Here is a 13,767-nt window from a genome sequence, read left to right on the forward strand (position 1 = left end):
GTGCAACCTGCAAGCGGTGGAAAAGCTTTAGAAAACTTCGACAAGGAAGGTGACGGACCGCGGCGCGACATGGTCCGGAACGGCAGGTCTTGCCAGCACGTTCTGCCACTTTCCGTCGATGCTGTCAGGAAGCCTGACCGGGTGGGGCGCGTGGCTGCGGTTGATGACGACGGCAAGGCGCGTCGCCCGCTTCTGCATGCGGTCATGGGTGGCGAGCACCATCATCAGATTGTCCGTCGCCGGATGCTCCCAGTCGCCGACGGCCATGGGCTGTCCGTCCAGCCGCCGCCAATCGACATCGCCGTTTCCGGTCAGGAACGCGGTCTCATCGAAAACGCTGAAGCGGCCGCGCATTACTGACAGGGCAGCAGTGTGGGCGACGATATCGTCGTCCATCGCGGTCCAGTCGAGCCAGGTAATCGCATTGTCCTGACAATAGGCGTTGTTGTTGCCGTTCTGGCTGCGCCCGCCTTCGTCGCCGGCGGTCAGCATGATCGTCCCGCGGGAGGAAAACAGCGTGCCGATGAGCGCCATCACGTCATGACGTCGGGCCGTCAGGATTTCCGGATCTCCGGTGGCGCCTTCCGCGCCGTTGTTCCAGGAGTGGTTCTCGTTGTGGCCGTCGCGGTTCTCTTCGCCGTTCGCCTCGTTGTGCTTGCCGGCGTAGGAGACGATGTCGGCGAGCGTGAAGCCGTCATGGGCGGCGATGAAGTTGACGGTGCGTGTCCCGCTCTCGCCCCAGCGGGAAAAACTGCTCGACGAGCCGGCGAGCGCCGTCGCCAGAGCGCCGATGGCGTGGCGGTCGCCGCGCCAGTAGATGCGGATGTCGTCGCGAGCGCGGTCGTTCCATTCAAGGAAGGGGGAGGGGAAGTTGCCGAGTTGGTAGCCGCCCGGGCCGATGTCCCAGGGTTCGGCGATCAGCACGCGGTCGCCAAGCAGCGGATCGGCCGAGATCGCCTGGAAGAGCCGCGCCTCGCGATGGAAACCACCCATGTCGCGGCCGAGGATCGAGGCGAGGTCGAAGCGGAAGCCGTCGACACCGGCGGTATGCACGAAATGGCGCAGGCTGTCGAGGATCAGCGCTTCGACCACCGGGTGGTCGCAGGCAATGGTATTGCCGCAGCCGGTGTCGTTGATGAGTTCGCCTGGGCGATCGGTGACATGTCGATAATAGGTCAGGTTGTCGAGGCCGCGCATCGACAGCGTGGTGCCGAAGCGGTCGCTTTCGCCGGAGTGGTTGAAGACGAGATCGAGGATGACGCCGATGCCGGCCTTGCGCAGCGCCTCGACCGTCTTGCGCAGTTCTTTGATACCGCCCGGCACCAGGCGCGGATCGAGCGCCATCGGCGCGATCGGATTGTAGCCCCAGCCGTTCCTGAGACCGAGGGGCGGCAGGTGGCGTTCGTCGATCCAGGCGACGATCGGCATCAGTTCGATCGCGGAAACACCGAGGCGCTTGAGATGCTCGATGATGACGGGCTCGGCCAGTGCCGCCACGGTGCCGCGCTTGGCTTCCGGGATATCCGGATGGAGGATCGTGAAGGGCTTGACGGCGATCTCGTAGATAAGGCCGCCAGCACGGAAGAGTGGCGCCTTCGGCTTGACGATCTTCGCCTCGGTGACAATGGCTTTTGGCACCAGATCAGCGGTGTCTTCGCCAAAAATCATCAGGCGCGGATCATGCTGGAATGGTCGGTCGAGTTCGACGGCATAGGGATCGACCAGGAGCTTGGAGGGGTCGAACCAGAGCCCGTGATCGGGGGAATAGACGCCATCGGCGCGAAAGCCGTAGCGCGTGCCCTTCGCGGCATCGGTGATCGTCAGGCTGTGCAGGTCGCCCTTGCGCGCCATCGGTAGCTGCCGCAATTGCTTGGAGCCGGTCTTGTCGAACAGGCAGAGATCGATGCGCGCGGCGTTGCGCGACCAGACGGAAAACACTGTGCCCTCAGGCGTGACGGTGGCGCCGAGGGGTGGATTTCCGGTGGTCGGCATGAAGGCGGCCCTCTTGTTCCAGATGTGCCCGAACACCCCCTCTGCCCTTCCGGGCAAAGGGGGTGTTCGGTCGACAGAAAAAGGGCCGCATAAAGCGGCCCAGTATCTCAGGTGATGACGCTCGGCTCGGTGCGGCCGGTGCGGGTCTTGATGCCGGCGATCTCGTCGGCAACGGCGATGAGATCGGCAAGCGCTGTCTGCGTTTCGATGTCGTGGCGCGCCGCATCGGGCTCGAAGCGCTCGATGTAGACGCGCAAAGTCGCGCCCGAGGTGCCGGTGCCTGACAGGCGGAAGACGACGCGCGAGCCGCCCTCGAACAGGATGCGGATGCCCTGGTTCTTGCTGATGGAATGATCGACTGGGTCGTTGTAGGCGAAGTCGTCTGATGTCGCCACCTTGAGCGCGCCGAAGGACATGCCGGGAAGCGTGGCAAGCTGGTCGCGCAGGTTGGCGATCAGACCGTTGGCGGCATCGCTATCCACTTCCTCGTAGTCGTGGCGCGAGTAGTAGTTGCGGCCGTAGGTCGCCCAGTGCTTCTGAGCGATGTCGAGGGCACTTTCCTTGCGCACGGCGAGAATGTTGAGCCAGAGCAAGACGGCCCAGAGGCCGTCCTTTTCGCGCACATGGTTTGAGCCGGTGCCGGCGCTTTCCTCGCCGCAGATCGTCGCCATGCCCTCGTCGAGCAGGTTGCCGAAGAACTTCCAGCCGGTCGGCGTCTCGTAGATGCCGATGCCGAGCTTCTCGGCGACGCGGTCGGCCGCGCCGCTGGTCGGCATCGAACGGGCAATGCCGGCAAGGCCCTTGGCGTAGCCGGGCGCCAGATGCGCGTTGGCGGCAAGCATCGCGAGGCTGTCGGAGGGCGTGATAAAGATGCCGCGGCCGATGACGAGGTTGCGGTCGCCGTCACCGTCGGAGGCGGCGCCGAAATCCGGCGCGTCGGGCGCCATCATCGTCTCGTAGAGCGCGCGGGCGTGCACCAGGTTCGGGTCCGGGTGGTGGCCGCCGAAGTCCGGCAGCGGAATGAAGTTCATCACCGAGCCCTTGGGTGCGCCCAAGCGTTTCTCGATGATCTCCTTGGCGTAAGGCCCGGTGACGGCGCTCATGGCGTCGAAGACGACGCGGAAGCCGCCCGAGATCAGCTTGCGGATGGCTGCGAAGTCGAACAGGCTTTCCATCAGCTCGGCGTAGTCGGCCACCGGATCGATGACGGTCACCGTCATGCCGTCGATCTCTTGCGTACCTTCGGCATCGAGGTTGATGTCGGCGACGTCAGACGTCTTGTAGCTGTCGATCACCTTGCTGCGGGCATAGATCGCGTCGGTGACCTTTTCCGGTGCCGGGCCGCCATTGCCGATATTGTATTTGATGCCGAAATCTTCCGTTGGGCCGCCGGGATTGTGGCTGGCCGAGAGCACAATACCGCCAAAGGCCTTGTATTTGCGGATGACGTTGGAGGCGGCCGGCGTCGACAGAATGCCGCCACGGCCGACGAGTACGCGGCCGAAGCCGTTCGCCGCCGCCATCTTGATGGCGATCTGGATGACTTCGCGGTTGTAGTAGCGGCCGTCGCCGCCGATCACCAGTGTTTCGCCCTGAAAGCCTTCGAGCGAATCGAAGATCGACTGGATGAAGTTCTCGGCATAGTTCTTCTGCTGGAAGACCGGGACCTTCTTGCGCAGCCCCGACGTGCCAGGCTTCTGGTCGCCATAGGGGGTTGTGGTAACCGTTCTTATCATGCTGACTTAACCTTTCCCGAGAAGACCGGAATATAGAGAGACGTAACGATCGGCACTTGTGGCCCAGGAAACGTCCGATTTCATGCCCTGGGTCTGAATTTTCGCCCAGACCTTGGGTTCGCTGTATGCACGCAGTACGCGCCGGATCGCAAGACGCAGCCCGTCGGCGTTCACTGGCGTGAACTGGAAGCCTGTGGCGACCTTGGCCGCAAGCCCGGCTTCGTTCGCGTCGATGATGGTATCGGCAAGCCCGCCGGTCCGGGCGACAACCGGCACGCAACCGTAGCGCAGGCCATAGAGTTGGGTCAGCCCGCAGGGCTCAAATCGCGACGGGATGAGGATCGCGTCGGACCCCGCCTGCATCAGATGCGACAGCGGCTCGTTGTAGCCGGTGACCATGCCGATATGGCCACGATGGCGGGAGGCGGCGGCCAGCAGCGCGCCTTCGAGCGCCGCATCGCCGGAACCGAGCACGACGAGCTTGCCACCCATAGCGACGATTTCGTCCGCGACCTCGGCGACGAGATCCATGCCTTTCTGCCAGGTCAGCCGGCTGACGACGCAGAAGATCGGGCCGTTGCCCTTTTCGAGGCCGAAGCGTTCTTCGAGCGCCCGGCGGTTGCCGGCGCGCTGCTTCAAGGTCGTCGCGCTGAAATGCTGGGCGATGTGCGGATCGGTCTGCGGATCCCAGATATCGGCGTCGATGCCGTTGACGATGCCCGAGAGATCGGCGACGCGGCTCTTCAACAGGCCTTCGAGGCCCATGCCGAATTCCGGCGTCAGGATCTCCTGTGCATAGGACGGGCTGACCGTGGTGACCGCGTTTGCGGTCTGCAGACCGCCCTTCAGAAAGCCGACATCGCCGTAGTATTCGACGAACTGCATCGAGAAGGCTTCCGGGGGAAGCGCAAGCTCGGGGAAGACCGAGGCGCCGAATTGGCCCTGAAAGGCGATATTGTGGATCGTCATGACCGTCGGGGTCGCGGCAGCGGAGCCGAAATGCATGTAAACCGGCGTCAACGCCGTCTGCCAGTCATGAGCGTGGACGATATCGGGCTTCCAGCCGGAAACGACATCGCCGCCGGCGATCTCGGCGGCCGCAAGCGAGAGTGCTGCGAAGCGGCGGAAGTTGTCGACATAGTCGCGGCCGGTCGCATCGACATAAGGCCCGCCGTCGCGCGCGTAGAGTGCGGCCTGGTCGAGGACCAGGAGGTCGAGCCCGTCGACCTCGGCGGCGAGAATTGTCGCCGGATTGCCGAATAGATTGTCGAAGCTGCCGACCTTCTTTTTCTTTTTCAGCTTCTGCAGCACGGCAGGATAGCCGGGCACCAGGGTGCGGGTCTTGACGCCGTGCGGCACAAGCGCTGCGGGGAGCGCGCCGACGACGTCGGCGAGCCCCCCGGTCTTGATCAGCGGATAGACTTCGGACGCAACGGACAGGACGTTCATGGAGTGCCTACATTCCCAGCTTGTCGATCATCGTTTGCGTGATCAGGCAGACGCCGTTCTCCGAACGCCGGAAACGCTTGGCATCGAGCTCCGGATCGTCGCCGACAACCAGGCCCTCCGGGATCACGACACGGCTGTCGATGACCACGTTGCTCAAGAGCGCATGGCGACCGATCTTCACATCGGGAAGAACTACGGCATTCTCCAGACGGGAATATGAATTTACTCTGACGCCTGTGAATAACAGGCTGCGGTTGAGCGCAGCACCGGAGATGATGCAGTCGCCTGATATAAGCGACGACGTCGCCGAGCCGCGCCGGTTCTCGTCGTCATGCACGAATTTCGCCGGCGGCTTGATCTCGGCAAAAGTCCAGATCGGCCAGGTGCTGTCGTAGATGTCGAGCTCCGGCGTCACATGGGTCAGGTCGATATTGGCCTGCCAGTAGGCATCGATCGTGCCGACGTCGCGCCAATAGGCCTCGCGCTCGAAATCGGACCGCACGCAGGACTGAGCAAAGCGGTGGGCGACGGCTTTGCCGTTGTCGACGATGTAGGGAATGATGTCCTTGCCGAAGTCGCGGCTCGATTTCGGATCGGCGGCGTCGCGGCGCAGAAGATCCATCAGGAACTTCGTGTGGAAAACATAGATGCCCATCGAGGCAAGCGCCATGTCCGGATTGCCGGGGATTCCCGGCGGATCGGCCGGCTTCTCGACGAAGGCGATGATGCGGTCCTTGTCGTCGACATGCATGACGCCGAAGCCGGTCGCTTCCATGCGTGGCACTTCGAGGCAGCCGATGGTGACGTCGGCGCCGGAATCGACGTGCTGCTGCAGCATCAATTCGTAGTCCATCTTGTAAATATGGTCGCCGGCAAGGATCACCATGTACTCGACGCCGTGGTCCTCGATGATGTCAATGTTCTGATAGACGGCATCGGCGGTGCCCTCGTACCACTGCGTTTCGGAAACGCGTTGGCTGGCGGGCAGGATGTCGAAGCTTTCGTTTCGCTCGGGGCGGAAGAAGTTCCAGCCGCGCTGCAGGTGTCGGATCAGGGAATGCGCCTTGTACTGGGTGGCGACGCCGATGCGGCGGATACCGGAGTTCAGCGCATTCGATAGCGCGAAGTCGATGATGCGGGCCTTGCCGCCGAAATAGACCGCCGGCTTCGCCCGTCGGTCCGTCAGTTCTTTCAGACGACTGCCGCGACCGCCAGCGAGAACATAGGCCATGGCATCACGTGCCAGAGGTTGCGAACGCTTTTCCACCATTTGTCCTCCCCAATCATTGACTTCCGGGGTCGTCACGGCGGCTTTTGGCGACGCCTTGCGGCCCTCGAATTTTACAGTCTCGTTCCGCCTGCCGATTTCGGCGGGCGGACCGGATGAAGTTTACTCCTGCTCCAGCATCAGTGTCGCCAGCGGCGGCAGCGTGATGTTGGCCATGATCGCTCCCGTGGTGCTCTTCCCGGCATAGACGGCGCCGCCGTTGCCCTTGCCGCTTCCTCCGTAGATTTCCGCGTCAGAGTTGAGGATCTCCTTCCAGCGACCTTCAACCGGCAGCGGGATGGCGTAGCTCTCCCGGTACACGGGCGTGAAATTGGTGATGACGGCGACGAGTTTTTCACCGGGCGCCTTGCGCAGCCAGGCAAAGACCGAATTGTCGCGGTCGTCGGCAAGCAGCCACTCAAAGCCGTCGCCTTCGCAGTCGCGGGCATGAAGGGCGGGCTTGGCGCGGTAGGTGCCGTTGAGGTCACGCACGAGGCGCCGCATGCCCTCGTGCAGGTGATATTCGAGCAGGTTCCAGTCGAGCGCGCGCTCCTCGGACCATTCGCGCCATTGCGCGAATTCCTGTCCCATGAACAGGAGCTTCTTGCCGGGATAACCCCACATGAAGGCGTAATAGGCCCTGAGATTGGCAAACTTCTGCCAGTCGTCGCCGGCCATCTTGGCGATCAGCGATCCCTTGCCGTGCACGACTTCGTCATGGGACAGCGGCAAAACGAAGTTTTCGCTGAAGGCGTAGAGCAGGCCGAAGGTCAGGTCATTGTGGTGGAACTTGCGGTGCACCGGCTCGCGCGACAGATATTGCAGCGTGTCGTGCATGAAGCCCATGTTCCACTTGAAGCCGAAGCCGAGACCCCCGGCATGGACCGGATGCGATACATTCGGCCAGGAGGTCGATTCCTCGGCGATCGTCAGGATGCCCTTATGGGATCCGTAGATTTCTGTGTTCAGCGTCTGCAGGAAGCGAACCGCCTCGAGGTTCTCGTTGCCGCCATACTCGTTCGGCACCCACTCGCCGTGCTTGCGCGAGTAGTCGAGGTAGAGCATCGAGGCGACCGCATCGACGCGCAAGCCGTCGACGTGGAACTTCTCCGCCCAATAGAGCGCGTTGTTGACGAGGAACGACAGGACTTCCTGGCGGCCGAAATTGTAGATTGCTGTGTTCCAGTCCGGGTGAAAGCCCTGGCGCGGGTCCTCGTGCTCGTAAAGTGCCGTGCCGTCGAACCAGCGCAGCCCGTGCTCGTCGGTCGGGAAATGTGCCGGCACCCAATCGAGGATGACGCCGATGCCCACCTTGTGGCAGCCGTTGACGAAACGGGCAAAACCTTCCGGCTCGCCGAAGCGGGCGGTGGGCGCATAGAGCCCGGTCGTCTGGTAGCCCCAGGACGGATCGAAGGGAAATTCGGAGATCGGCAGGAACTCGATATGGGTGAAGCCCATGTCGACGCAATAGGGAATCAGCCGGTCCGCCAGTTCGTCCCAGGAGAGCATCTCGCCATTGTCGCGGCGCTGCCAGGATCCGGCATGGACCTCGTAGATCGAGATCGGCTGGCGACGGGCATCGACCGTTGCCCAATGCTTGCGATGTGCCTCGTCGTCCCAGGTTTGCGCAATCTCCGGCGTCGTCACGGAAGCGGTATTGGGGCGAAGCTCGGAGCGCCGGGCAAAGGGATCGGCTTTCAGCGGCAGCCGCGTGCCGTTGCGATCGAGGATCTCGTATTTATAGGCAAGGCCGCCCTCGACGCCGGGAATGAAGATTTCCCAGATGCCGGTGTCGGTGCGCAGCCGCATGACGTGTCGCCGGCCGTCCCAGTCGTTGAACTGGCCGACGACGGAAACGCGCTTGGCATTGGGTGCCCAGACGGCGAAGTGGTAGCCGTCGGCGCCGTCATGGTGGATCGGGTGCGCGCCCATCTTGTCAAAGAGCCGGAGGTGCGAACCTTCGCGGATGTAGTAGTCGTCCATCGGGCCGAGCACCGGACCGAAGCTATAGGGATCGACGACGATCCATTCGCCGCCCTCATTGCGGGCGCGGTAGCGCACCGGCTGGGGTTTCTTCAGCGACACGGACCCTTCGAAGAAGCCGGAGTCGTGACGCCGCTCGAGCGCTCCGAGTTCCTTGCCCGAGAGCGTTTCAACCGTCACGGTCTCGGCATCGGGGATGAAGCAGCGGGCAAGGACGGCCTTGCCGGCGGGGTGCACGCCGAGGACTGCGAAGGGGTCTTCGTGCGTGCCCGAAAGAATGGCCGCGATATCCGGCGCTGACAGCAGACCTGAAGCTGCGGGTTCCGGGTCCTTGCCGGCCGAAGGCGTCATCCAGCTCTCCAGATTTCCCCGGCATATTGCCGGATGGTGCGATCGGATGAGAACCAGCCCATCCGTGCGGTGTTGCGGATCGCTTGCGCATACCAGTCGGACGGTGTCGTCCAGAGCTGGTCGATCTCGCGCTGCGCCTTGGCATAGGCCTCGAAATCGGCCGCAACCATGAACCAGTCGTGATTGTAGATGCCGTCGATAAGACCGGAGAAGCGGTTGCGGTCGTCCGGCGAGAAGACGCCCGAGGCGATCGCCTGGAGCGCCTGCGACAGCTCACGCGATCCTTCGATGATGGCGCGGGGATTGTGGCCCTCTGCGCGGGCCTTCGTCACCTCTTCGGCGGTCATACCGAAGATCTTGATGTTTTCCTCGCCGATCCAGTCGCGCATCTCGACATTGGCGCCGTCAAGCGTGCCGATCGTCAAGGCGCCGTTCAGCGCGAACTTCATGTTGCCGGTGCCAGACGCTTCCATGCCGGCGGTCGAGATCTGCTCTGAGAGGTCGGCGGCCGGAACCATGATCTCGGCGAGCGAGACGTTGTAGTTTGGCACGAAGACGATCTTCAAGAGGCCGCGCACTGCCGGGTCGTTGTTGACGACGCGGGCGACGTCGTTGGCGAGTTTGATGATCAGCTTGGCATTGTGATAGCTGGGCGCCGCCTTGCCGGCGAAGAGCTTGACGCGCGGGACCCAATCGAGCTCCGGATGCGAGCGGATCTGGTCGTAGAGCGCCACCGCCTCGATGATATTCAGAAGCTGGCGCTTGTATTCGTGGATGCGCTTGATCTGGATGTCGAACATCGCCGACGGATCGAGCCTGATGCCGAGCCGGCTCTGAACGAGCTGGGCGAGGCGGACCTTGTTGGCGCGCTTGACGGCGGCGAAATGCTCCTGGAAATCCGCCTTGTCCGCAAAGGCATCGAGTGCCTGCAGCGCCTCGGTATTGTCCATGAACTCGTCGCCGATCGCGTCGCGGATCAGGCCGAAAAGACCGGGATTGCACTGCATCAGCCAGCGGCGCGGGGTGATGCCGTTGGTCTTGTTGTTGATGCGATCGGGATAAAGCCTGTGCAGGTTGGCAAAGACCGTTTCCTTCATCAGCTCCGTATGCAGTGCCGAAACGCCATTGATCGAATGCGAACCGACGAAGGCAAGGTTGCCCATGCGCACGCGACGTTCGCCGCTCTCGTCGATTAGCGAGATGTTGCGGATCTCGTCGTCCGTTGCGCCCTTCTGCCGGCGAGCCTCGATGAGGATCTTGGCGTTGATCGCGTAGACGATCTGCATGTGGCGCGGCAGCAGCCGCTCGATGAGCGGCACCGGCCAGCTTTCGAGCGCCTCCGGCAGAAGCGTGTGGTTGGTGTAGGAGATCGTGCGGCGGGTGATGTCCCAGGCCTGCTCGAAATCGAGGCCGTGCAGATCCGTCAGGAGGCGCACCAGTTCGGCAACGGAGATGGCCGGGTGGGTGTCGTTCAACTGAATGGCGACGGCGTCCGGCAGCGAGGTGAAGTCCGGATATTGCTGCAGATGCCGGCGCAGGATGTCCTGCAGCGAGGCGGAGGAGAAGAAATATTCCTGGCGCAGCCGCAGTTCCTGGCCGGCAGGCGTCGCGTCGGCGGGGTAGAGAACGCGGGTCAGGCTTTCCGCCTTGTTGCTCTCCCGCAGCGCGCCGATGTGGTCGCCGGCGTTGAAGGCGGCAAGCAGGATCGGGTCGATCGGCTGCGCCGTCCAGAGGCGAAGCGTGTTGACACGCTTTGCCCGCCAGCCGACGGCGGGCGTATCGAAGGCCGTGGCGATGACGCGTTCGGCCGGCTTCCAGACGAAACGTTGGATTTCCTCATCGACATTGGCGGTTTCGACGACGCCGCCGAAGCCGATTTCGTAGGAGCTTTCGCGCCGCTCGAACTCCCAGGGATTGCCGTGGGCAAGCCAGGTTTCCGGCAGTTCCACCTGCCAGCCATCGGCCATCTGCTGGCGGAAGAGGCCGTGCATGTAGCGGATGCCGTAGCCATAGGCGGGCACGTCGACGGTCGCCATCGATTCCATGAAACAGGCGGCGAGACGGCCAAGACCGCCATTGCCGAGCGCCGCATCCGGCTCGAGTTCGGCAACGACATCGATATCGACACCGAGCGAAGCGAGCGCATCACGCATCTCGTCCATCAGGCCGATATTGGTCATGGCGTCGCGCATCAGCCGGCCGATGAGAAATTCGAGCGAGAGATAGTAAACGCGCTTGGCACCGGTCGCATAGGTCTTGCGGGTGGAATCCATCCACTTGTCGGTGATGCGGTCGCGGGCGACCAGGATCGCGGCCGTCAGCCAGTCGTGCGGCTTGGCAACCTTCGGATCCTTGCCGATGCGATACTTCAGGCGTTCGAGGATTTCGACGGCGAGCTGGCCGGGTTCGGACGACCTCAGGGCGGGCTGCGGCACGTCGTTGGTGGAGAGCCTGTTCATCATGAAACTGTCTTTACCCTTTTGCGTTGGGAGGTCGCAGGCCGGACCCGACCGGGGATAAAGGCAATTTATGCATCGATCCGAAGCGCTTGCAACAGATGTTTTTAAATGGATTAGAACTGTCTCAAACGGTGGGAAGTCGTTGGTGGAGCAGACCGGCGATACCGAAAGCAAATGCCGCCCGGCAGGACCGGGCGGCAAGAAGGGCACGGGTTTGGTGTTTTATTTCGTCAGGCGCGTAGCCATGGCCGAGGCTTTTTCGCCGATCGCCTTGAAGGCTGCGATCAGATCGGCGGCTTCTTCCGCCTGGAAGTAATTCGCTTCGGTCGTAGCGCAGGCCTTGAGCAACGCCTTGCCGCGATCGGGCGCCATGAAGGCGACGGTATAGACCTGAACTTTGTTCTTTCGTGCGGTGTCGCACCACGTCAGGGTTGTCGTGTCGTCGCTCGTGTTGTTGTTGTCGCCGTCGGTCATGAAGACGATGTACTTTGTGGGAACCTGGCCGTTCTTAGCCTTGTGGGCGTCATCCTCGGTCGTCGCGGCAACGCGGTTGTAGGCTGTCTTGAACGCGTTGCCCGATGCAGTGCCACCTGTTGCGACAAGGGCGTTCACATAAGTCGAGGTGCCGGTTGTACCCCATGCGAGGTTCCCTGCCGTGTCCTGCGCGGAATTGTAGGAGACGGCCGCCGTGCGGACATACAGAGTGTTCGGGTCGGCGGTGTTCAGCTGCTTGACCAAATCGCCGACAGCGCTTTTCAGCGCGTCGATCTTCGTCACGTAGCAGGGGTTGCTTGCCTTCAGGTTCGGATACTTGCTCCAGTTCGATTCCGTGTAGTTCGGGCACGACGTCTTGGTCGTGTCCTTGGTATTGGTCTTCCAGGCCATGGAGCCGGAGCGGTCGAGCACCAGATACATCGAGAGCGCATTCTTGCTCTCTGTCGCGCTTTCGGCGGTGGCACGGGTTTCGATGTTGATTGATGTCTTTCCGAGCAGGCGTGTCATCGCGTTGAACTGGAACGTCTGCTTGTTCAGGACCGTGACGTTGTAGGCCCTACCGGTAGGGCCATTGCTGCTTTCAATGATGTCGATGACCGGCTGGCCGGCCGTCGACGCTTCCGCCGAAGCGGTTTTGGCCAGCGATCCCGTGCCGCCTGGATCCTGCCCGCCAGGAACGTCGACGGCGGTGCCGCCCGACTGGTTCTTGAGGAAGGCCGCGGCTATTTCCTTTGCCTTCGCAATCGTCGGTGGATCCTTCGCAACCAGAGAAGAGGCCGCCGCAAGCGCTGCGGCATCCGCTGCATCCTGCATTTGGTTCTTGGCCGTCATCATGCCGGCCATATCTATGGCGACGCCGCCGGCTGCCAATATCAATGGCGCTGCGAGTGCGGCCATAATGCCGAAATTGCCACCCCGGTCCTTGAGCATCGCTACGAAGGACCGGCCTACAGTGTATCGTCTTCCCATCTTTGCACACCCCAAAGGAACACGTTGCAAGCTTGCGGGCATCAATAGCGTCGATGGCTTACGATTTCGTTCCGGCGATCGCTGCAATTTTAACGGAATGCAGGAAAACCAGTGCTTACAGCGGGTTCCGCGGCATATGCCGTGTATGAAAATGAGAATTGTGGTGTGTCAATTCGGGTCAGGGCACGGGAATGACGTCGACGGCCTGTTTCGTCGTCTGGCTGCCATAGCTCTTCAGGACCCCGATGACGGGCGCAACGTCGCCATAGTCGCGCCCGTGACCGACGACGATATGGTCGGTTCCTGCCGGAATATTGTTGGTCGGGTCGAGTTCGAGCCAGCCGCCTGTGGTACCGCACCAGATCCGCACCCAGGCGTGCATGGCGTCGGCACCCTCGAGGCGTTCCTTGCCGGGTGGAGGGATTGTCCGCAGGAAGCCGCTGACATAGCCGGCGGGGATGCCGAGGCTTCGCAGCGCCACGATCATTACATGGGCGAAATCCTGGCAGACGCCGCGCTTCAGTTTGAACGCCTCGCCCGGTGTCGTGTTCACCGTCGTGGCCTCGCCGTCATAGGTGAAATCGTGGTGGATGCGCTTGCAAACTGCCGCGGCGATCTGTCGGACCGTCATGGTGTCCGTGACGATTGCCCGCGCATAGGCGGCAATGTCAGGTGCTTCCGGCAGGAGCGGGCTTGGTCCCGTGAAGTGGTGCGGTGCTTCGGCGTCGACGGACCAGCAAGCGGAGAGCTCGGCCGGCAGGCCGGCGAGGTCAGGCGAAAAGTCCGCGGTCAAGGGCTGCGGCTCTACTTGTACCCGCGCTTGCATGCGGATCGTCAGGTCGTCGTGAGAGGACCGAAACAGGATCGAGGTGAACGGGTTGGCGAAGAAGTCGACGCTTTCGGCGCGCTCGGCCGGCATTGGCTGGCAGCTCAGCGAACCGACGATGAGGCGTTGGCGACCGGGGAGCGTCGCCGGCATCACGCGCACGAGATGGCGCCCGCCGGAAACCGGTACTTCATAGTCATAGGTGATCTTCAGGCTGATATCGTAGAGCATGTCCGTCCC

Annotated in this window: 8 protein-coding genes; all 8 read right to left on the minus strand. The window is 62.6% G+C overall.

Translation table 11 applies throughout. From position 1 onward, the window contains the following. Positions 1–27 precede the first annotated feature (27 nt). Positions 28–1,992 carry a glycogen debranching protein GlgX gene (gene glgX, locus ACTJKM_RS02960; RefSeq protein WP_440659917.1) on the minus strand — a complete coding sequence of 655 codons (1,965 nt, stop codon included), beginning with the start codon at positions 1,990–1,992 and terminating at the stop codon, positions 28–30. 107 nt (positions 1,993–2,099) lie between these two features. Next, positions 2,100–3,728, minus strand: a complete 1,629-nt coding sequence (locus ACTJKM_RS02965) for an alpha-D-glucose phosphate-specific phosphoglucomutase (RefSeq protein WP_057254596.1) — start codon at positions 3,726–3,728, stop codon at positions 2,100–2,102. A 6-nt stretch (positions 3,729–3,734) separates the two neighbouring features. After that, a complete protein-coding gene (gene glgA, locus ACTJKM_RS02970; RefSeq protein ID WP_058325247.1) occupies positions 3,735–5,177 on the minus strand; it encodes a glycogen synthase GlgA in 1,443 nt (480 codons plus the stop codon). Between the two features lie 7 nt (positions 5,178–5,184). Then, complete coding sequence (gene glgC / locus ACTJKM_RS02975) at positions 5,185–6,447, minus strand: glucose-1-phosphate adenylyltransferase (protein WP_057254598.1); 1,263 nt, start codon at positions 6,445–6,447, stop codon at positions 5,185–5,187. Between the two features lie 120 nt (positions 6,448–6,567). After that, complete coding sequence (gene glgB / locus ACTJKM_RS02980) at positions 6,568–8,778, minus strand: 1,4-alpha-glucan branching protein GlgB (RefSeq protein ID WP_058326678.1); 2,211 nt, start codon at positions 8,776–8,778, stop codon at positions 6,568–6,570. Then, positions 8,775–11,240, minus strand: a complete 2,466-nt coding sequence (locus tag ACTJKM_RS02985; protein ID WP_113513263.1) for a glycogen/starch/alpha-glucan phosphorylase — start codon at positions 11,238–11,240, stop codon at positions 8,775–8,777. Before ACTJKM_RS02985 ends, glgB begins: the two co-directional genes overlap by 4 nt. Before the next feature lie 219 nt (positions 11,241–11,459). Continuing rightward, entirely contained in the window at positions 11,460–12,701 is a 1,242-nt protein-coding gene (locus ACTJKM_RS02990) for a vWA domain-containing protein (protein ID WP_058326677.1), read from the minus strand. A 178-nt stretch (positions 12,702–12,879) separates the two neighbouring features. Next, complete coding sequence (locus ACTJKM_RS02995; protein ID WP_058326676.1) at positions 12,880–13,758, minus strand: transglutaminase family protein; 879 nt, start codon at positions 13,756–13,758, stop codon at positions 12,880–12,882. Between the last annotated feature and the right edge of the window lie 9 nt (positions 13,759–13,767).

Origin of the sequence: Ensifer sp. 22460 (genome assembly GCF_052044935.1) — a bacterium.
Taxonomy (GTDB): domain Bacteria; phylum Pseudomonadota; class Alphaproteobacteria; order Rhizobiales; family Rhizobiaceae; genus Ensifer.